Source organism: Pseudomonas sp. R2-37-08W (assembly GCF_003851705.1).
GTDB lineage: Bacteria > Pseudomonadota > Gammaproteobacteria > Pseudomonadales > Pseudomonadaceae > Aquipseudomonas.
The window spans coordinates 1,253,717-1,274,048 of record NZ_CP027728.1 but is presented as its reverse complement, the minus strand read 5'-3'; the positions used below and the strand labels follow the sequence as shown (position 1 = coordinate 1,274,048).

Genomic DNA, 20,332 nt, shown 5'->3' with positions numbered 1-20,332 from the left:
AGGGAGCGTGCCAATTGGCCAAAGCCCAGCGGGGCTGGGGGTTTGCTGGATATTCCGGGCGATAGGTGCGCTGCAAGCTACAATTTTTGTAGCTTGCTACAAACAAGATGAGTGCTTGCGCAGGCGCCAGGGTTTGCGCGTTCATGCGCGCCTGTTCACTCACCCAGGAACTGTGACCATGTTAAGGATCACATGCGCTGCACTCGCCGGGCTGCTGAGCCTGAGCGCGCAGGCCGAAGGCATTACCGGAGACGTCGGCGCAGGCGTCAGCTACCAACCCCACGACCCGACCGGCAGCCGCTACGAAACCCGCCCCGTGCCCTACCTGGACCTGGACTGGGGTGACGTCAGCCTGAGCACCGATGACGGCTTGACCTGGAGCGCATTGAACGCCCACGGCCTCACTGCCGGCCCGTACATCAATTATTTGTCGGGCCGTACCTCCAACGGCGCGCTGCAAGGCCTGCGCAATGTGTCGGACATGGCCGAGGTCGGCGGTTTCGTCCAGTACGCGCCGGCCGATTTCTGGCGGGTCTACGCGCAGCTGGGCCAGGCCGTGGGCGGTGGGCATTCCCAGAGCGGCGTATTGGGCAAGGTCGGCGGTGAACTCGGTTACCCGCTGGGCGGTGGAATCATCGGCAGTAGCGGCCTGGTGGCGCGCTTTGCCGACGCGCGCCAGAACCAGACGTTTTTCGGGGTGGACAATAACGAGGCGGCCGCCACGGGGTTCAAGGCCTACAACGCCAGTGGCGGTTTCCAGAACGTCACCTTGAGCCAGAGCTTCCAGTTCCCCCTGGCGCGCAACTGGTCATTGCTGACCAGTGCGAGTTGGGTGCACCTGGTCGGCTCGGCGGCCAACAGCAGCATCGTCAGGCAAGCCGGCGAGGTGAACCAGGGCCAGGTGCAGACGGCGATCAGCTACACATTCGATTGATTCACCTCGGTCAAAATGTGGGAGGGGGCTTGCTCCCGATAGCGGTGGGTCAGTCAATACACCTTTGGCTGATACACCGCTATCGGGAGCAAGCCCCCTCCCACATGGGATCGTGTTTCAGTTCTCTTCGCCTTCGGCCAGCAGGGCGATACCGGCAATGATCACCACAACGCCCACCCAGTGCAGCGGGCTGATGTGCTCCCCCAACCCCAGCCAAGACCCCAGCAACACCGCCACGAACACCAGCGAACTCAACGGGAAGGCCAACGACAGACTGCTGCGCCGCAGGATCAGCATCCACACGAAAAACGCGCTGATATAACTGGCAATCGCCGCCAGAATCCCCGGGTTGCGCGCGACATCCGCCAGCCATTGCCAGGTGAAATCCATCTGCCCCAATTGATCACCGGCCACCTTGGTAAACAGCTGCCCGGCACTTTCAGTGGCGATCAACAGCGCCCACAGCACCAGCGTGCCAAGCCGCCCATGCAACCAGCCCGTGTCGACGGTTTGCGTACTCATGCCTGGCCCCCCGCAATCGCCACCAACATCACGCCGAAGGTAATCACCAGCGTGCCCAGCCAACGGCGGCGGCTGACGGTCTCCTTGAGCACCCAACGGCCCGCCAGCACCACCAGGCAATACGCCAACGCTGCCAACGGAAACAGCAAGCTCAACGGCGCCCGGGACAAGGCTTCGAGCCAGACGAAAAACTCGATGACATAGGCCCCGATGCCGGCCCAGAGCAGCGGCGCATTGAACACCTGGCCCCAAAACCCGCGCAGACGGAAACCGCCATCGAGTTGCGGCAAACGGTCCACGCCGAGCTTGAAACACAACTGGCCGATCACATCGAGCACGATGGAAAGCGCCAGCAACATCACCACGGTCAGGCTCACGGGAACAACTCCTCGAACAGATCGATCAACGCCGCATTGGTCGCGGCATTGCGCTGCAAATCCTGCACGCTCCAACGCTCGGGCGGGGGCTGGTCGGATTTGGCTTCCCAGCGCTTGAACGCGTTGCTGAAGGCAGGCGCCGCGAACTCGCCGCACACGTCGATGCCAATGATGCGTTTATGCGCGGCCAACGCCCGCAGGGCCTGGAGCAAGTGGCTCAGGCGCATGCCGCCCTGGTCCCAATTGGTGGCGGCGTCTTCACTGGCGAGCACGTCTTTGTCGAGGGTGATCCAGACCGCGTCGGTGGGCAGGCTGGCGATCATCTCGTCAAGGAACGTGGCCCAGTCCAGCTCCGCCAGGTTGCGCCAGTGCAGGTGATTTTCCTGCTGTCGGTGTCCGGCGCCATCGCCGACCCGGCCCCAGACTTTCGAGGGCGGGTGCTGCCAGGGGAACAGCTGCAACTGCCCGCGCTTGAGGGCCCCGAGGTTACCGCCGCGCAGCTGCGGGTTATGCAGGTCGTCACTGCAGGGGCCCAGGGTGACGATGCGTTTGATCGCCGGCATCTTGAGCGCGCGGTTGACCCACGAACCACAGTGGCGCTTGGGCGCAAAGCGCACCCAGTCGGGGTGGTTGTCGAAGTGGATCAGGCTGATGGGTTCTTTCAGGTCGGCGAGAAACGCCGGCGTGAGGTGGTGATAGTCGCCGGAGCCGACGAACAGGATTTCCGGGCGCGCATCCCTGGGCCGTGGCCGCTGGGCCAGGCGCTCGACGAAACGTTTCCAGGTTTTTTCGGTGGACCACAGGCGCAGTTTCGGGCCCAGGTCCAGCAGATCCAGGCGCGTGGCCCGGCCGCTGGCCAACCGCTGGGCAATCGGCGCCTGAGCGGTGAGGCTGTGGTCGAGGTCAAGAATATTCAAGGCAGTGTTTCATCCCTAATGGCAGCGCCCAACCGCAGACCGGGTGGGCTTTAGGGGGGCAATGCAAGGGATGGGCCAGGGGGCAATGAACACAGGGCACATGTGGGAGGGGGCTTGCTCCCGATGACGGTGGGTCAGTCTCTGCATACATTGACTGATCCACCGCCATCGGGAGCAAGCCCCCTCCCACATTATGCTTATTGTTTGGCCTCGGCGATGATCTGGCGAATCGCCCCAACAAAGGCCTCAGCCGGCTGCCCACCGCTCACAGCGTACTGGTCGTTGAACACGATGGTCGGCACCGAGGTCACGCCACGGGTGATCCACAGCTTCTCCTGCTCACGCACCTCTGCTGCATATTCGTCGCTGGCGAGAATCTCGGCGGCGCGCTTGAGGTCCAGGCCGACGCTTTCAGCGATGATCGCCAGGGTGGCGTGGTCGGAGGGGTCCTGGCCGTCGGTGAAATAGGCCTTGAACAGCGCCTCCTTGAGGTTGTATTGCAAGCCTTCAATGCCGGCCCAATGCAACAGGCGGTGCGCATCGAAGGTGTTGTAGATACGGCTCTGGCCATCGGTGCGAAAGGCAAAGCCCAACGCGGCGCCCATGTCGCGAATGCGCTCGCGGTTGGCCTGGGACTCTTCGGCGCTGGAGCCGTATTTCTCAGTGATATGTTCCACGATGTTTTGCCCGTCGGCGGGCATGTTCGGGTTCAATTCGAACGGCTGGAAATGAATCTCGGCCTGCACCTCGGCGCCAAGCTCATCAAGGGCTTCGGTCAAGCCGCGCAGGCCGATGATGCACCAGGGGCAAGACACGTCGCTGATGAAATCGATTTTCAGGGGAGTACTCATGGGCAGGCCACCTCGCTGGCATTAATGCGCCGCAAAAGCGACACGATACACCACCTTCACAGCAGCTTCGAAGGCTCGCCCAGGTCGATCTGCGCCCAATGCGCGGTATCTTCGCGATGGGCTTGCAGGTAAGGCAGCACCGCCGCCAGCAACGGCGCCTTGAACGCCTCCTGGAAACGGTGGGCCAGGCCTGGAATCAATTTCAACTGGCTGCCCTGGATATGCGCGGCCAGATGAACGCCGTGCATCACTGGCAGCAACGGGTCGGCGGTGCCATGAACCACCAGGGTCGGCACCCGCAGCTGGTTGAGCAACGGCACGCGGCTCGGCTCGGCGAGGATCGCCATGATCTGGCGCTTCACGCCTTCGGGGTTGAACGCACGGTCATAGGACAGCGCCGCCTGATGCAGCAATGCCTGGCGATCATCCTGCACATTTGGGCTGCCCAGTGCCGCAAGCAAATCCGCCTGCTGTTCCAACGCCACCTCACGATTAGGCGCGCTGCGCCGCGACAGCAACTGCACCAGTGCCGCATTCGGGGCCGGCAGGCCTTCGGCGCCGGAGCTGGTCATGATCAGGGTCAGGCTTTCCACCCGCTGCGGCGCCATCGCCGCCAGGTGCTGGGCGATCATGCCGCCCATGCTCGCCCCCAGCACGTGAAATTGCCGGACCTGCAATGCATCCATCAAGCCCAAGGCATCGTCGGCCATGTCGGTCAGCGTGTAGGGCGCCGCCACCGGCAGGCCGAGCTTGTAGCGCAGCACCTCGAAGGTCAGGTTGGCGCTGGCCGGTGCCTGGCGCCAGGTGGACAGGCCAACATCGCGGTTGTCGTAGCGGATTACCCGAAAACCTTGCTGGCACAGCGCGACAACCACTTCGTCAGGCCAGTGGATCAACTGCCCGCCCAGGCCCATCACCAACAGCAAGGCAGGGTCGGACGCACGCCCGATACTTTGGTAGGCGATGCTTACCTGAGCCAGGTCGACCGTTTGGGTCGGGACATTGACGTCACATCGAGAAGCCGCAAAAGACGGCAGGCCGAACAACAGAGCGGCCAGTAAAAGCAACACGCGCATGAAAAACACCGAAACGCAGAACCCCAGTAGAGCGCGAGTCTGATGAAGTTTGTTCAAGCGCGCTGCCACAGTTCGATGACAGTTTGATGAAGAGTGCCAGGCGGTCCTGGTCGACATGCGCTGCAACATGAGACAAACTCACGCCATTGCGCTTCGTCACAAATTGTCTTCATGGAGAGCCCGTGCTCGAGATCCGTCACCTCAAGACCCTGCACGCCCTGCGCGAAGCCGACAGCCTGGTGGAGGCGGCCGAGCGCCTGCACCTGACCCAGTCCGCGCTGTCTCACCAATTCAAGGAACTCGAAGAGCGCTTGGGCATGCCGCTGTTCGTGCGCAAGACCAAACCGGTTCGTTTCACCAGCGCCGGCCTGCGCCTGCTGCAACTGGCGGACGCCACCCTGCCCCTGCTGCGCGGCGCCGAGCGTGACATCGCACGCCTGGCCGGCGGCACCGCCGGGCGCCTGCACATGGCCATCGAATGCCACAGCTGCTTCCAGTGGCTGATGCCGACCATCGACCAGTTCCGCGATGCCTGGCCCGAAGTCGAGCTCGACCTGGCCTCGGGCTTTGCCTTCGCGCCACTGCCGGCCCTGGCCCGTGGCGACCTCGACCTGGTGGTGACCTCCGACCCGCTGGAGCTGCCGGGCATCACTTATGTGCCGCTGTTCACCTACGAAGCCATGCTCGCCGTGGCCAACCAGCACCCGCTGGCGAATAAATCCTACATCGTGCCGCAAGACCTGCTGACGCAAACCCTGATCACCTACCCGGTGGAGCGTGATCGCCTGGACATCTTCACCCGCTTTCTGGAGCCGGCCGACGTGGAACCCGCCCAGGTGCGCACCTCGGAACTCACGGTGATGATGATGCAACTGGTGGCCAGCGGCCGTGGCGTGTGCGGCATGCCCCATTGGGCGCTGCACGAGTACAGCTCACGCGGTTATGTAAAGGCCAAGCGGCTGGGCGAGAAAGGTTTGTTCGCCACGCTGTATGCGGGGATTCGCGCGGACATGCTGGATGCGCCGTACATGCGTGACTTCTTGCTGACGGCCAAGGACACGTCATTTTCGACGCTCGATGGCGTGAGTGCGGTGCGCTGAGGCCCGCGACAGGCTCCCCGTTACCTGCCAACTTGGCACGACCCTGAACCTGTGGCGGCTCGGAAGCCGAAGCCTCTCTAACTGATGCCGCGTTCCAAATGTGGGAGGGGGCTTGCCCCCGATTGCGGCCTGACAGCCGACCGAGATGCTGGATCAGTACGAGTACATATCCGTTGCTGCGGTAACGGCTGCTATGGGTTCCGCCCTTACGGCGGCTCACTTTTGAAAAGCGTGTACGGACCGGACACATGGTTGACGGGTGTGCGGGGACATGGTCGACACTTTGCGGCGAGCCAACTTCGTCGGAAAGCCATCATGCCTTGGACTACGAGAGACGCCATGAGCCTGAAAGAAGAGTTCGTTGCCTTAGCACGGCAACCCGGCAGCAACAAACGTGAGTTGTGTCGACGATTCGGTATCAGCCCACAAACAGCGTACAAGTGGCTCAAACGCTACGAGGCGCTGGGTCAGCCTGGTCTGCAAGAGAAATCCCGCAGGCCAGCGACCAGCCCTAAACTGACTCAGACGGCTTTGGAAGCCCAAATCATCGCACTTAGACAGGCCCATCCAGCATGGGGTGGACGCACCATTAGTAGCCTGTTGGAAAAGCGCATTGCTCCCAGCACCGTCACCAATGTCTTGCACCGCCATGGCCTGATTCAACCGCCTCAGAAGGAACATACGGCGACGTTGCGATTTGAACACGACGCGCCTAATGATCTGTGGCAGATGGATTTCAAAGGACATTTCGCACTGCAACAAGGTCGATGCCACCCCCTGACTCTGTTGGATGACCACTCCCGGTTCAGCCTAGCCATTGATGCCTGTGATAACGAACGGGGAGCCACGGTGAAGGAGAAGATGATCGAGGTTTTCCAGCGCTATGGCTTGCCAGTTCGGATCAACGTTGATAACGGCGCTCCCTGGGGCTCGCCACGCAATCCGGGTGAAGTTTCAGAACTGAGTATCTGGCTGATTCGCCTGGGAATTCGGATCAGCTTCAGCCGTCCTCGCCATCCTCAAACCAATGGGAAGATCGAACGTTTCCACCGCTCGCTCAAAGCAGAAGTGCTTGATGGGCGTTATTTTTCCACACTGATGGAGGCTCAATCGGCTTTTGATCAATGGCGTGAGGTTTATAACCTGCAGCGCCCTCATCAGGCGCTGGGCTACAAGGTGCCTATGGACCGCTATCGGAGCAGTCCCTGGGCGTATCCACAGCAACTGTCGGAATTTGAATATGGCCCAGATGATGTGTTGGCTAAGGTTTATGACAGTCGATTTCGCTTTCAGAAACGCTACTTCAGCATCGCCAAAGGTCTGCGTGGACAACACATCGCAATACGTCCTAACGCTGAGAGAGATGGCTTATTTGACGTCTACTTCTGTCATCAATTTCTACGGACCTTCGACGTGAATAACCCTGACTACGGGGCATAATGTGTCCACTATGTCCCCGCACAGGTGTCAACCATGTGTCCGGTCCGTACAAAAAGCGCAAAAGTAAGCAAAACGCTCTTGCCCCACCACTCGGCACCTCGCTTAGGCTCGGTGTGCCCGTAATCCGACAGTGATTTGGGGGGCCGCCTAAGATCAAGAGCAGGATCAAGAGCAAGAGCAAGAGCGGCTCGCTTCGCATCGTGGTTACCGTAGGCTGCTACAAAGCTATGTAGATACCTATGCGTTACCTGAGACCAACCTTGCATAGTGCTCGGCTGTCCGAGACACATGCACCGCTGGGCCCCTTGGTGCCGCGCCTACACTCGCCCCTTACATTCATCCGGGCGCACAGCACCTTGCTCAACTTGCGCCCTTTAGTAAGGGTTCGCGCATGCACACTTCATTGCCTTCTTCCCCAGTCCGACAGGGTGACGATCCACAACCGATCCAGGCCAAATACACGCCCCTCGTCACTTTTCAGCCCGTGACGTTGCCTGTGGTACCCCCGGCGTCTTCGACCGAGGACCAGCAGGAGCACCTCATCGGCGAGCTTGCCAAACTCAACGTCCAAACCAACGACCTGATACAGGCACAGCCAAGCCTGGGCAGGGTGTATCAGCATAAATTGACTGAAGCCTTTCCCAATTCGCCCCGGCCCATCAACCCCAACCAGATCTTTTACAGCCGTTACCGGGAGGACCAGGAGGGGCAACGGCAACTCTTGTCCAGCGAGCCGCTGGGGTCGTTGCTCACCCGGTTGCGCGCGCCAGACGGCGGCACCTATCTGACCCAACAGAGCGGTGCCTTCTACCGGGAACCCAACACACTGGACGCGGACAAGCACCTGTCTTCAAACGGCACGGCGGCGCAACTGGCCGGCTCGACGGAAATCGCCGTCATCCAAAGTCTGAACGCGTTCTGGGACACCGCCGAGGACGACCAACCCGACCCGGAGGAACAACTGATTGCCTTGCGTCGCCAGGTGCTGGCCCATCAACTGGCGCTGCGCACGGTGGATGGCACGTTGTCGGCGGCCGGGCGGACACTGGCCGACAATGTGCTCAAGTACCCCACTGCGGCGGCGCGGGAAAAGGCCTTCGCCATCGACAACAGGCCCGCGGTATACCGGCTGATGCTGGAGGACGGCAGTGAGTTCGCCGCGGCATTCATCCTCAACGCCACGGGCAAGACTCCGCCTACGGGCAGCGTGATGCTGTACAGCCCGGGCGAGGCGTTTGAGGAATATGAAAACCTGGACCGTTTGAATCAGGCCGTGGCGGCGCGCATACGCGAAGGCGGCCCGGCCGGCAAGCGCCTGCTCGCAAGCCTGTCGAAAACGGCCCGCGCAGGGCTGCCCGGTTTGCCCGTGCTGGCCGCAAGCCCGCCAACGATAGAGGCCGATATCGTGGCTCACTGTGTTCGCTCAGTGCGAATTCGACAATATTTTGCTGTGCGCGAAGCCCTGCGCAAGGAAACATTGCCGGTGGCCGGCGAACTCGATCTGGCGGCGGACACCACCCAGTATCTGGACATCGCCGATGCCTTTGCCACACGTAATCTGCGCCTGATAGAGGTGCGCGAACCCGAGTGGCTGAAAACTGCCGACGTGCACGACCAGGCCCGCTACAGGCAACTGGAACAGGCGATGAGTGACAGCAATACGGCGCTCATGCCTTTTCTTGAAAAGGTTCAGACACTGGAAGCGTTTTCACTCGAACACACAGACAAGGTCCTGAAAAAACAGAAACCGGCCTATGCCGACGTGGATATTGCCCCGTATAAAAGCCTGGTTCATCTGCGTATATCCGCCTCCCTGCCGGTGGAGTTGATGGGGTATCGCGACGAGAACACCTCGGTCGTTTACATCACCGCCGATGAAAAAATAAACATCCCACGGTTTCTGGAAGGCCAGACACTGACCCGTGGCACCTGGAAGAGCCGGGTCGTCATAGACCTACGCACACTGGGCAGTTACGCCCAGCGCAATGTCGACCCATGGTCCGCGCATGACTTCCACAGAACCATCAGCGCCACCGCCACCCTTGTCGATACCGACGGCAACACCAAGGGCACGCTGGGCAATTCGGATTTACGCGCGCTCGCCCAAGAAGCCGACATTGGAGAAAAATACGCCGAGTACCTGAGGTCAACCTTTTCACAGGGCAGCGAAGGCAACAGCTTCGCCACCGCCTGGCAGCGCGCCAACGCGGCGAAAATGCACAAGGACGCCCTGGAGAGCCGGTTGAATCCCGATGTTCACAAGCTGTTTATATTCAAGACGCCCGGGAGCGGGTTTGACTGGATAAAGGCGGTGGTCGAGTACCCCGATTCCACAGAACGCCCACGGGTCAGCGCGTTCGAGATCGACGTGAACCTGTTGGTGATGGGCGGCGCACTGGATGAAGGCCGAGGGGGGCAAGTGATCAACGGCGTGTTGATCATTCAGCGAAAAAGCACCACGCCTGGCGGCGTCTGCGTGCTGTATACACCGGATGCCCCGGATGAAGCGCCGTTCAGGGAACTGGCCAACGGCCTGAAAGAGCTGGACGTGCTGAAGGCAAAACCGCAATGGCGAGCCTACTTCAGCGCGCGTATGGCCACTAACGATGCGCACGAGCGCTCACGGATCTTCAGCGACACACGCGGCGTGCACCGCTATGCCTTAACAACGATAACCGGCAATTTTCACGCGTATTTGTATCTGGTGCAGCTTGGGTTTCAACTCGCGCATGCCGCTTTCCGTTCACGCAGCAATGCGCAGATTTCCCGCGAGTCCACCGTAAACGCCTTCATGTTCGGCATTGAAGTGGCCGATCTTTTTATCGGCCTGGTGCCCGGCAGGGCCGCACAGACGTTTGTGCGCAGGCGCATAGAGAAAGGGCTAGGCCTGGCCAGACAACTGGGCCGCCGTATGCCGGGGCTGGTCCGAAAAATCGGCACCCACCACAGGGCACGCATCGCGGTCACAAAGGCTTCGATCCGGCCGTTGGAGCCGGCCTGGGTCGATGTTGCCGCGTATCGGTTGCCCCAACCGATCGACGCATTCTTTGACGTGGAAGAATTTGCCCAGGCGAACCACTACACGCTGTGGCGCACATCGGGCAACGCCCCGTGTTTTTTTGACAAACACAATAACCAACTGATCGCGATGAGGGATGAAGGCGGGCGTTATCACCTGTTTCAGTCCTTTGTCGAAGACGGTGCGCGCTATGTAAAAGACCCGGCAGGAAACAGCGCGAGCTTTATGGTGGTGCCGGGCGACGCAAAAAGCTGGAAGCCACGTTTCGAACGCACGACAGCGGGCGGCGGCACGGTGATGGGCATGCTGCGCGGGCTCACGCCTGAACAGCAAGTCGATGCCGACCTGATCGCGGCGCTTGGTATCTACTCAACAGATGAGCAGTTAAGGTATTTCGAACCCCTCATTAAAGAAATGACGGAGCCACAGAAGCGAGCGCTGCTGGCGAACGCACGACAGCAGATGGGTAATATCGACGAAGCCACCTTTCGTCGCAGGATCTCGGGGCAGCGGAATTTAAGCCCACGCGCCAAAAATGAATTACGTGACGCATTGTTGAGGCTGCATTCGGAGGCGGACATCTACGTCCACATAAACAGATCAACCTTGAACCTGGTCCCTCCCCTGCTCCCGTTGGACAAAGATAAATTGTTTAAAAAAATAAAAAGACTAATTGGCAAAAACGATAACTTTTCAAAAGAAATCCGAGCCTCCATTAGAATTCAGGACCCCGACACAAACGCACAGTTTGTAGGTTATGCGATCACACCCAAGCAGATGAAGAGCCTGGATAAATTTGATGAAAATTATAAACTTTCAACTTGGTCATCGGATTCGCTCAAGGCGTTTCTAAACGAAAAAGGACGCCAACAAACGCTTACCCGAATAGCTACCGATAATAAAATTACGCGCGAAGAGGCGCTGGAATCGCTTTTGTCGAACCCTGAAGTACAAAAATCCTTGACCCTGTTCAGAACAATAAAATTCAAGGAAAAGCTCAAGGAACTTGGCGTGGTGTCCTACGCCGAGGACTTTAAAAAATCGGGCATTCCCTATGTCGCCATGTCACGCGGTACATACAAGAGCGGTGAGTCTGGCGTAAGAATGATCGACAGTGTCGCCGTCACGGATTTTGAAAAGAACCTCCCTCGGTTTTCAGCGTCTTTAGAGTTTGACGCCCCCCGTGTACCCATCAAAAAAATTGAAAAACCATCCCCCGCACCGACACCTTCCCCGCCTCCCCCAACGGCCCGAGACGCCGTGGTCAACATCATAAAACAGGACGAGCTGTTAGAAGCGCAAAGCCCGCTGCTATCAGACAGTGCGAAAAACAAACTTGAGCAGATCACTGAGGACATTCAGGCAGGTCGTGTCAGCCGCAAAAAAATCGGCAATTACACCTATATTGATTTACCCCAGGTAGAGGCAGGCGCGGGCCGTGGTCGATGGCGGGTGGCCATTGAGCGCACCGCAAAAGAGGATGGCAAAGATGTCTTCGTACTCCGGGGTATCTTTGATTATCACGGTGCCAGGCCGGTCGCCTGGGGAATGTAATGCCCCCTTAACCCTCGCCGCGCAGCTCACGCCACATGTGGATTTTGTCGAAGTAGTCCAGGCCCACCCGCACCGCCAACGGTTCCAGGCCGTACTGGATAAAGCCGCAGCGCCGGTACAACGCAAAGGCGGCGTCATTGCCGGCGGTGACGGTCAGTTGGACCACCTTGAGGTGCGGGTGCTCGCGTGCCTGGTCGAGTGCCGCCTGCACCAACCGGCGGCCCAGGCCGTTGCGTTGATGGGCTGGAGTCACGTACATGCCGAACAACGTCACCTTGTGCCGCGCTTTCTCCCGAGGCTCGAACGCCAGGCCGACGATGCCGACCAGTGCGTCGCCGGCATATGCGCCGAGCAAACGGTCCAACGCACCGTCCAGGCGCTTTTGCCACCAAGTCAACGGCATCGCTGCGCGCTCGGCGACGCTGGAGGTGAACGCCTGGGGATAAACATCATAGGCCTCGAGCATCAATGCCCGATAGGCCTCGGCATCGCAGGCATTGAGTGGGCGAATCGTCATGCGCCGATCAGCGACGCGCGGTAGAGCGGCAGGATCTGGTCACGGCTCAGCGGCGCCAACGGCAGGCCGCCGTCGCCCATGGGGTCGATCCAGCGTATTTCTTCAATTTCAGCGGCCGGGGTGACCGCCACGTCGATGTGCAGCTGGAACATGTCAGCCTGCACGGTGAAGCCCGGCTCGTTGGCCGCAGGCCCCGAGAACTGGCCGAGGTACACAGCTTGTGCCGGATCGATACGCAGGTTCAGTTCTTCCTGCAGCTCGCGGGCCAGCGCCTCGACCGGTTGTTCGCCAGCGTCGATCTTGCCGCCGGGCTGCATGAAGGCCAGGGTCCCGCGTTTGCGCACCAGCAAGGTCTGGCCGTGTTTGTCGATCAGGACCGCGGCAGCGATGCGGATAATTGAAGGGCTCATGTGGGAATCGTTATCTCGTCGGGTTGTTTGATAAATACGCTGTATTTTGCGCCCTCCATCGACTCGAACGCGATCAGCTTGTCCACCAGCGGCAGGTTCAGCACCTTGCCGGCGTTGAGCAGGAGCATGCCGTTGTCGGCGTTGAGGTTGCGCGCCAGGACCATGCCGTCTTCAAGTTCGCGGGTGGTGAGGACTTTGACCGTGGGGTCGCCCAGGGTCACATCGCTGAGGAAGGTGGCGCAGGCCTGCACAAAATCCTCGACCAACTCCGGGTCGTAAAGGCGCCCGGCGTACTTGCGGATATACAGTAACGCTTCATCGCTGTTCAGGTGCCGCTCCAGGATCAGGCCTTTTTGCAGCTCGATGAAGTCCACGGCCAGTTTCAGCAGCCGCGAACCCGCCGGGATCGCCTCACCCTTGAGGTGGTCGGGAAACCCCGAGCCATCCCAACGCTCCTGGTGATGACGAATGATCCGCGCCGCGTCCTTCATCGGCTCCAGGGTCATCAACAGCGACTCGCTCTGGGTCGGGTATTCGCGATACAGCGCGCGGTCGGTGCTGTACAGCTTGTCGGACGGCGCAACCATCATGCTGTCGGTCCAGCTCAGTTTGCCGATGTTGTACAGCGCGGCGGCCATGGTCAGGTCGCGGGTGCTGGCTTCATCCATGACCTGGGCGGCGCAGTACACGCGGATCAATTCGATCAACGCGCGGTTGGTCTGCTTGTCCTTGGGCAGCCGCAGGTTGGCCAGCAACGAAAACACTTCGGTACCGGTCACGTAGCTGCGCTTGAGCTCGTCGTAGGCCAGGTCGAGCATGTCGGCGGTCTGTTGCAGTTCGGCGGTACGCGCCGTCACACGCTTTTCCAGCGTGGCGTTCAGCGCTTTGAGCTGGTCGTTCTGCTCCCGCGCAAGGCGTTCAAGCCGCTGATGTTCGAGGGTCTGCTGCAAGACCAGCTGCAACTCTTCGTCATTCCAGGGTTTGCTGATGTAGCGGTGAATCTGCCCATCGTTGATCGCCTTGACGATGGTGGTCAAATCGGCGTAACCGGTGAGCAGGATGCGGCCGGTGGCCGGGTACAGGCGGTGGACTTCCGCCAACAGCGTGGCCCCGTCCATACCGGGCATGCGCGCATCGCTCATCACCAGGTCGATGGGCCGGGTTGCCATGATCTCCAGGGCCTGGGCGCCGCTGGTGGCCAACACCACCTCGTAAGGCTGGCTGCGCAACAGGCGGCGCAGGCTGTTGAGGATCGACTCTTCATCGTCGACCAGCAGCACAGCGGACTTCGTAGCGAGTTGTTCATCCATGGCGACTCTGCCTTCAAATTAAACGATGTGAAGCTCGATTGAACCGGTGCGCCGTGCCGATCCAGGCCAGCAGCGCGAAAATGCTGTTGATTTGACGCCAACTGGCCGTCGATATCAAGGGAGCTCAGCTATGCTGTCACTGCATGTTTACACCCCTTTGATTGTAAAACCAGGGAAGGAATCGTTATGCCGTCGAGTCTTCTGCACAGGCGCAGGGCACCATGACCCCGGAATCAGGGCGGGCCAACCGTCGCATCCTGATCGTCGATGACACGGCTTCGATCCACCAGGATTTTCGCAAGATCCTCTGCGCCGACGAGCACGGCGAGCCCTCCCTGGACACCTTGGAGTCGGCCCTTTTCGGCACCGCCGCGCCGGTACGCCAGGCATTCGAGCTGGACTCCGCCTACCAGGGCCAGGAAGCGCTGGCGCTGGTGAACAAGGCACTGCAGGACCAGGCGCCCTATGCGCTGGTGTTTATCGACATGCGCATGCCCCCCGGTTGGGACGGGCTGCAAACCATCGAACAACTGTGGGACGTCGACCCCAACCTGCAAATTGCCCTGTGCACGGCCTATTCCGACTATTCCTTCGAGGCGATCGAAGCGCGCTTGAAGTACAACTACCAGTTGCTGATCCTGAAAAAGCCATTCGATCACCTGGAAATCCGCCAGATGGCCAGCGCCCTGACGTGGAAATGGCAACTGGCCCAGGACGCCGCGCTCAAGGTGATCAGCCTGGAGCGCACCATCGAAGAACGCGTGCAGGAACTGCTCAAGGTCTCGCACCTGTTGCAATACGACGCCCTCACCGGGCTGCCCAACAGTACGCTGCTGGGCGACCGGCTGACCCAGGCCATCGCCCTGGGCCGGCGACATGACACGCAACTGGCGGTGATGTTTATCGGGCTCGATCGCTTCAAGCGCATCAACAATGCCCTGGGCTACCCGGTGGGCGATGAAGTGCTCGAGCAGGTCAGCCAGAACCTGGTGGCAACGGTACGGGCCTCTGATTCGGTGTTTCGCTACGGCGCCGATGAGTTCGTGATCCTGCTCAACGATATCCAGCACCCCCAGCAAACCCAGCACATTGCGCAAAAAGTGCTGAATGCCATCAGCGCGACGCGGCACGTCGCCGGGCAGGACCTGAGCGTGACCGCGAGCCTTGGGATCAGCGTTTACCCCAACGACAGCGCCAACGCGGTAGGGTTGATCAAGCAGGCTGAAACCGCCATGCACACCAGCAAGGAGCGCGGCCCGAACGACTTCAGTTTTTATACCGAAGACATGAACCTGCGCGCCCGACACCAGCAAAACCTGGAGAGCGCGCTACGCCAGGCGTTGGAGCACGACGAGTTGGTGCTGCACTACCAGCCCAAGCTTGCGCTGGAATCCGGGCGGATCGTCGGCGCGGAGGCGCTGACACGCTGGTTTCATCCAAGGTCCGGCTGGGTCAGGCCGGCCGAGTTCATTCCGGTCGCCGAAGACAGCGGCCTGATCGTGCGCCTGACCCAGTGGGTACTGCGCCAGGCCTGCGCACAAGCCCAAGCCTGGCGGCACATGGGCCTGGCGCCGCTGCGCATGTCGGTGAATATTTCGGCGATCGACTTTCGCCAACGCAACTTCGTCGACAACCTGGCCGCCATCCTCGAACAAACCGGCCTGCCGCCCGCCCTGCTGGAGCTGGAAATTACCGAAAGCGTGCTGATGCAGAACGTCGATGAAACCGTGGCGATCCTGCAAAGGATCAAGGCGCTGGGGGTGCGCCTGGCCCTGGATGATTTCGGCACCGGCTACTCCAGCCTCAGCTACCTGCGGCGCTTTCCCATCGATGTGCTGAAGATCGACCAATCCTTCGTGCACGGCCTGAGCATTAATAGTCAGGACGAACAACTGATCAGGGCTATCATCGGCATGGGTAAAAGCCTGAAACTGGAAATAATTGCCGAAGGCGTGGAAACCATCGACCAACTGAATTTCCTCAAAGCCCAGCGCTGTGAGGAGGGCCAGGGTTTTCTCTTCAGCAAAGCGTTGGCGCCGCAGGATTTCGTCCAGTTGCTGCAGGTGGGTAGCGCGACACTGATGCCCGATCAATAGCCCCAGGCCGCAAGGAGTGCTCGCTTGAGCCATGTTTCAACTGTCCGTACCGGCTTCATTCTCGCGTTGTGCCTGGGCAGCGGCGCACCGCTGGCCGCCGCACCGCTGAACGAGGCGCTCAAGCCCATGCCGGCAATACCGGCGCTGGACCCGGCCAAGGTTGAACTGGGCCGCCAGTTGTTCAACGAGCCGCGCTTGTCGGCGAATAACACGCTGTCCTGCGCCAGCTGTCACCGCCTGGAATCCGGCGGCGCCGACAACAAGCCGTTCTCGATCGGCTTTGACGGTAAACCTGTGGTGCTCAACACGCCTTCGGTGTTCAACGCCAGCCTGAACTTCAAGCAGTTCTGGAATGGTCGGGTAGACACTCTGGAAGCACAGGTTGATCAGGTGGTCACCAGCCCCGTGGAAATGGGCAGTGACTGGAACACCGTGGTGCAGAACCTGGCGGCCCTGCCCGTCTACCAACGCGCCTTCGCCCAGTCTTACCCCGATGGCCTCAGCGCCGCCAACGTGCAAAACGCACTGGCTACCTACGAGCGCACGCTGCTTACGCCCGACTCGCGGTTCGATCAGTATCTGCAGGGCAACACCGCGATACTGACCACCCAGGAAAAGTACGGCTACCAGCGCTTCAAGGAGTACGGCTGCATTGCCTGCCACCAGGGCGTGAACATCGGCGGCAATATGTTCCAGAAATTCGGAGTGATGGGCGATTACTTCCAGGCACGCGGCAACCCGCAGGAGTCAGACCTGGGGCGCTACCTGCTGACAAAGGACGAAGAGGACCGCTATGTGTTCAAGGTGCCCAGCCTGCGCAATGTCGCCGTCACCGCACCGTATTTTCACGACGCTTCGGCCAAGACCCTGGAAGAAGCGGTCGATGTGATGTTCAAGTACCAACTGGGGCGTAACCCGACCCAGGAAGACAAGGACCTCATCATTCAATTTCTCAAGACCCTGACCGGTAACTGGGCGGGCAAGTCCCTATGAGACGTTTGTCACGCCTGTATCGCCGCCGCGCCAGCCAAGTGCTGCTTGGCCTGATGAGCCTGTTCCTGGCTTCCACGCTGGTGTTTTTGTACCTCAAGTCTTCCCGCGACCAGACGGCCACTTATACCCAGTCGCGAGACCTGATCCGCCAGCTCCAGCAGCTCAATGCCCAGTGGGACAGCGAAGTGCTCAAGGCGCGGATCGCGCTGACCCACAACTACGACCCGCTGGTCATGCCCCTGACGGAAATGACCCGGATCGGCGCTGAACTTGCGAGCCGCGACTCCTACCACAGCGCTGCCGACCTGCCGGGTTGGCAAGCCAGCCAGGCGGCCTATCAGGCGGCCATCCAGGACAAAGCCCGGTTGGTGGACCAGTTCAAATCCCACAACGCGGTATTGCGTAATTCGCTGGCGTTTCTGCCGACCGCCGAAGATGACATCCAGGCCCAATTCAGCAGCATGGACGATGAAGGCCGGCTGAAACTGCAGGGCGTGGCCACCGACACCTACGACCTGCTGCTCAGCAGCCTGGAGTTCGCCCAAGTCACCAGCGACGAACGCGCTGCCGATATCCTGGTGGGCCTGGGCAAACTGGCGATCAACAAACAGAGCCTGCCGGTTGAGTTCCAGGCGCCGGTGGATATCCTCAGCAATCATATTTCGCTGATCCTGCGCGAACAGCCGGTGGTCAACAGCCTGCTCGAACGGATTGCCGCCGTACCCGTGGCCGAGCACCTCGACGCGCTGACCACCCACCTCGATCAGGACCAGCAGGCCGCCGACCTCATCGAACATCAATACCACCGCTATCTGCTGGTGTTCTCGACGTTGCTGGTGGTGCTGCTGCTCTACCTGGCCGTGCGCCTGCTGCGCAGTTTCGCCGAGATCAACCGCGTCAACCGCGCCTTGCAATCGGCCAACGAAACCCTGGAGCAACGGGTGGAACGGCGCACGCAGCAACTCAAGGACGCCCAGAGCGAACTGCTCGACAGCGCCCGCCAGGCAGGCATGGCCGAGATCGCCACCAACGTGTTGCACAACGTCGGCAACGTGCTCAACAGCGTGAATATTTCCGCCGACCTGGTCAGCCGCAAACTGCGCAGCAGCAAGGCCCAGGGCCTGGGCAAGGCCATGCAACTGATCAACGCGCATCAGGGCGACCTGGGCAGCTTCCTCACCGAGGATGAAAAAGGCAAATTGCTGCCGGCCTACCTGAACCAACTGGTGGACGCGATTGCCAGCGAGCAGCAAGGCATGAGCGATGAGCTGGCGCAGTTGAGCAAAAGCGTCGACCACATCAAGGACATCGTCTCGACCCAGCAATCCTATGCCGGCGCTTCCAAGCTGCTGGAGCCTGTGGATATCGGTGCCCTGATGGACGATGCCTTGCGCATGAACGCCGGCGCCCTGAGTCGTCACCACGTCACGGTGGTCAAGGAATACGCGCCGGTGCCGCAGATTCTGGGGGACAAACACCGGTTGCTGCTGATCATGGTCAACCTGATCAGCAACGCCAAGTACGCCATGACCGGTCTTTCCGAGCGGCCCCGGCAAATCACCCTGAGGGTCGAACAGGTAGGTGACCAGGCCCTTAAAATCAGTGTGAAGGACGATGGCGAAGGCATACCGGCCGAGAACATGACGCGGATCTTCACCCACGGTTTTACCACCCGTAAGGAAGGCCACGGCTTCGGCCTGCACAGCTGCGCCCTGGCCGCCGTGGAAATGCACGGCCAACTCACGGCTCACAGCGACGGACCGGGCCTTGGCGCGGTGTTTACCTTGACGATTCCCTTGACCCTTGTCGGAAGTACTGCATGAACCAGCCTCCCAACCGGCGCATCCTGCTGATCGATGACACCCCGTCCATTCATGAGGATTTTCGCAAGATCCTGATGCCGAGCGCGCCATCCAACGAGGCGCTGGACGAGATGGAGTCGGCACTGTTTGGCGATACCGCCCAGCCGCAGGCCCAGGCGTTCGAGCTGCACTGCGCCTATGGCGGCGAAGAAGGCCTGGCCTTGCTGAGCACCGCCATGGCCGAGCAACGCCCTTACGCGTTGGCCTTCGTGGATATGCGCATGCCCCAAGGCTGGGACGGCGCGAAGACCATCGAGCAACTGTGGAAGGTCGCACCCGACCTGCAAGTGGTGGTATGCACCGCGTACTCGGATTATTCCTGGGATGACCTGCTGTCGCGCCTGAACGCCTATGACCGCTTGCTGATCCTGAAAAAGCCGTTCGACAACATCGAAGTCCAGCAAATGGCCAACACCCTGGCCAATAAATGGGACATGGCCCGGCGCGCGTCCCTGCAAACCCAGCATCTGGAACAGCTGGTGGAACAACGCACCCAGGCGTTGCAGTTGGAAATCAACGAGCGCAAGCACCTGGAAAGCCAGTTGGTGCAATCGGAGAAGCTGGCCTCACTGGGGCAACTCGCGGCCGGCGTCGCCCATGAGATCAACAACCCGGTGGGCTTCATCTCATCCAACCTCAGTACCCTCGACAGCTACTTCAACCAGCTGCAACAGATGCTGGAGGCTTATCAACACAGCGAAGCGCTGATCCCGGCGCAGGACCAGCGCGAGCGGCTCAAGGCGTTGCGCACAGAACTGGAACTGGAGTTTCTCAAGGAAGACATTCCGGTGCTGATCCGCGAGTCCAAGGACGGCATTGGCCGCGTGGTACAGATCGTCAAGGACCTGAAGAACTTCTCGCGAGTGGATAACGACCAGACCTGGCAGTTCGCCAACCTGCAACAGGGCATCGATTCGACGCTGAACATCGTCGCCAGCGAACTCAAGTACAAGGCCGATGTGGTCAAGCACTACACGCCCCTGCCGGACATCGAATGCCTGGCCTCGCAGCTCAACCAGGTGGTGATGAACCTGGTGATCAACGCCGCCCAGGCCATGGGGCCGGAGCGCGGCACCATCACCATCAGCAACGGCGTGGACGGCGACACCATCTGGTTGGAAGTGGCGGACAACGGCTGCGGCATCGCGCCCGACACCGTGCAGAAGATTTTCGACCCGTTCTTCACCACCAAGCCGGTGGGCGAAGGCACCGGGTTGGGGCTGTCATTGTCCTACGGCATCGTCAAGAAACACCGTGGGCATATCTCGGTCAGCAGCGAGCTGGGCAAGGGCACGACGTTTCGGGTGGTGCTGCCGATTCGGCAGACGGCGGCGTAGGGCACGCCGCCGGGTAC

Annotated in this window: 16 protein-coding genes; 8 read left to right on the top strand and 8 right to left on the bottom strand. The window is 60.5% G+C overall.

Going from position 1 to position 20,332, the window contains the following annotated elements:
- Positions 1 to 178: 178 nt before the first annotated feature.
- Complete coding sequence (locus tag C4J93_RS05615) at positions 179 to 934, top strand: MipA/OmpV family protein (RefSeq protein WP_124428802.1); 756 nt, start codon at positions 179 to 181, stop codon at positions 932 to 934.
- A 117-nt stretch (positions 935 to 1,051) separates the two neighbouring features.
- Here C4J93_RS05615 and C4J93_RS05610 read toward each other — a convergent pair whose 3' ends face one another.
- From C4J93_RS05610 to C4J93_RS05590, 5 genes are all read right to left on the bottom strand, one after another.
- Entirely contained in the window at positions 1,052 to 1,456 is a 405-nt protein-coding gene (locus C4J93_RS05610) for an EamA family transporter (protein ID WP_124365994.1), read from the bottom strand.
- Positions 1,453 to 1,833, bottom strand: coding sequence for an EamA family transporter (locus C4J93_RS05605; RefSeq protein ID WP_124428801.1), 381 nt, complete (start codon positions 1,831 to 1,833; stop codon positions 1,453 to 1,455). Before C4J93_RS05605 ends, C4J93_RS05610 begins: the two co-directional genes overlap by 4 nt.
- Complete coding sequence (locus C4J93_RS05600; protein ID WP_124428800.1) at positions 1,830 to 2,750, bottom strand: arginase; 921 nt, start codon at positions 2,748 to 2,750, stop codon at positions 1,830 to 1,832. Before C4J93_RS05600 ends, C4J93_RS05605 begins: the two co-directional genes overlap by 4 nt.
- Positions 2,751 to 2,947: 197 nt before the next feature.
- Positions 2,948 to 3,601, bottom strand: a complete 654-nt coding sequence (locus tag C4J93_RS05595; RefSeq protein ID WP_124428799.1) for a DsbA family oxidoreductase — start codon at positions 3,599 to 3,601, stop codon at positions 2,948 to 2,950.
- A 56-nt stretch (positions 3,602 to 3,657) separates the two neighbouring features.
- On the bottom strand, positions 3,658 to 4,677 hold the full coding sequence (locus C4J93_RS05590; protein WP_124361488.1) for an alpha/beta fold hydrolase: 1,020 nt from the start codon (positions 4,675 to 4,677) through the stop codon (positions 3,658 to 3,660).
- Positions 4,678 to 4,859: 182 nt separating this feature from the next.
- On the opposite strand from C4J93_RS05590, the gene metR reads away from it, so the two are divergent.
- The 3 genes from metR (at position 4,860) to C4J93_RS05570 (ending at position 11,790) form a co-directional block, all read left to right on the top strand.
- Positions 4,860 to 5,777 (top strand): transcriptional regulator MetR, encoded by a 918-nt coding sequence (gene metR, locus C4J93_RS05585; RefSeq protein ID WP_124365990.1) that lies wholly within the window; start codon positions 4,860 to 4,862, stop codon positions 5,775 to 5,777.
- 315 nt (positions 5,778 to 6,092) lie between these two features.
- Positions 6,093 to 7,217, top strand: a complete 1,125-nt coding sequence (locus tag C4J93_RS05580; RefSeq protein WP_124369797.1) for an IS481 family transposase — start codon at positions 6,093 to 6,095, stop codon at positions 7,215 to 7,217.
- A 391-nt stretch (positions 7,218 to 7,608) separates the two neighbouring features.
- Entirely contained in the window at positions 7,609 to 11,790 is a 4,182-nt protein-coding gene (locus tag C4J93_RS05570; protein WP_124428797.1) for a dermonecrotic toxin domain-containing protein, read from the top strand.
- A gap of 7 nt (positions 11,791 to 11,797) precedes the next feature.
- Here C4J93_RS05570 and C4J93_RS05565 read toward each other — a convergent pair whose 3' ends face one another.
- The 3 genes from C4J93_RS05565 to C4J93_RS05555 are packed head-to-tail and all read right to left on the bottom strand — an operon-like array spanning position 11,798 to position 14,027.
- Complete coding sequence (locus tag C4J93_RS05565) at positions 11,798 to 12,307, bottom strand: GNAT family N-acetyltransferase (RefSeq protein WP_124428796.1); 510 nt, start codon at positions 12,305 to 12,307, stop codon at positions 11,798 to 11,800.
- Positions 12,304 to 12,717, bottom strand: coding sequence for an NUDIX domain-containing protein (locus tag C4J93_RS05560; protein WP_124428795.1), 414 nt, complete (start codon positions 12,715 to 12,717; stop codon positions 12,304 to 12,306). The genes C4J93_RS05565 and C4J93_RS05560 overlap by 4 nt, the downstream gene beginning before the upstream one ends.
- Positions 12,714 to 14,027 carry an HD domain-containing phosphohydrolase gene (locus tag C4J93_RS05555; protein WP_124428794.1) on the bottom strand — a complete coding sequence of 438 codons (1,314 nt, stop codon included), beginning with the start codon at positions 14,025 to 14,027 and terminating at the stop codon, positions 12,714 to 12,716. Before C4J93_RS05555 ends, C4J93_RS05560 begins: the two co-directional genes overlap by 4 nt.
- Before the next feature lie 221 nt (positions 14,028 to 14,248).
- Between C4J93_RS05555 and C4J93_RS05550 the strand changes: the two genes are divergently transcribed.
- Genes C4J93_RS05550 through C4J93_RS05535 form a run of 4 tightly spaced genes read left to right on the top strand, consistent with a single transcriptional unit; the run spans position 14,249 to position 20,315 of the window.
- Entirely contained in the window at positions 14,249 to 16,123 is a 1,875-nt protein-coding gene (locus tag C4J93_RS05550; protein WP_124428793.1) for a bifunctional diguanylate cyclase/phosphodiesterase, read from the top strand.
- A 24-nt stretch (positions 16,124 to 16,147) separates the two neighbouring features.
- On the top strand, positions 16,148 to 17,116 hold the full coding sequence (locus C4J93_RS05545; RefSeq protein ID WP_124428792.1) for a cytochrome-c peroxidase: 969 nt from the start codon (positions 16,148 to 16,150) through the stop codon (positions 17,114 to 17,116).
- A complete protein-coding gene (locus C4J93_RS05540; RefSeq protein ID WP_124428791.1) occupies positions 17,113 to 18,939 on the top strand; it encodes a DAHL domain-containing protein in 1,827 nt (608 codons plus the stop codon). Before C4J93_RS05545 ends, C4J93_RS05540 begins: the two co-directional genes overlap by 4 nt.
- A complete protein-coding gene (locus C4J93_RS05535) occupies positions 18,936 to 20,315 on the top strand; it encodes an ATP-binding protein (RefSeq protein WP_124428790.1) in 1,380 nt (459 codons plus the stop codon). Before C4J93_RS05540 ends, C4J93_RS05535 begins: the two co-directional genes overlap by 4 nt.
- The last annotated feature ends 17 nt before the right edge of the window (positions 20,316 to 20,332 follow it).

Coding starts and splice junctions, on each gene's coding strand:
- C4J93_RS05615 (WP_124428802.1), top strand. CDS start 179: ATGTTAAGGATCACATGCGCTGCACTCGCCGGGCTGCTGAGCCTGAGC.
- C4J93_RS05610 (WP_124365994.1), bottom strand. CDS start 1,456: ATGAGTACGCAAACCGTCGACACGGGCTGGTTGCATGGGCGGCTTGGC.
- C4J93_RS05595 (WP_124428799.1), bottom strand. CDS start 3,601: ATGAGTACTCCCCTGAAAATCGATTTCATCAGCGACGTGTCTTGCCCC.
- C4J93_RS05590 (WP_124361488.1), bottom strand. CDS start 4,677: ATGCGCGTGTTGCTTTTACTGGCCGCTCTGTTGTTCGGCCTGCCGTCT.
- C4J93_RS05580 (WP_124369797.1), top strand. CDS start 6,093: ATGCCTTGGACTACGAGAGACGCCATGAGCCTGAAAGAAGAGTTCGTT.
- C4J93_RS05570 (WP_124428797.1), top strand. CDS start 7,609: ATGCACACTTCATTGCCTTCTTCCCCAGTCCGACAGGGTGACGATCCA.
- C4J93_RS05565 (WP_124428796.1), bottom strand. CDS start 12,307: ATGACGATTCGCCCACTCAATGCCTGCGATGCCGAGGCCTATCGGGCA.
- C4J93_RS05560 (WP_124428795.1), bottom strand. CDS start 12,717: ATGAGCCCTTCAATTATCCGCATCGCTGCCGCGGTCCTGATCGACAAA.
- C4J93_RS05555 (WP_124428794.1), bottom strand. CDS start 14,027: ATGGATGAACAACTCGCTACGAAGTCCGCTGTGCTGCTGGTCGACGAT.
- C4J93_RS05550 (WP_124428793.1), top strand. CDS start 14,249: ATGACCCCGGAATCAGGGCGGGCCAACCGTCGCATCCTGATCGTCGAT.
- C4J93_RS05540 (WP_124428791.1), top strand. CDS start 17,113: ATGAGACGTTTGTCACGCCTGTATCGCCGCCGCGCCAGCCAAGTGCTG.
- C4J93_RS05535 (WP_124428790.1), top strand. CDS start 18,936: ATGAACCAGCCTCCCAACCGGCGCATCCTGCTGATCGATGACACCCCG.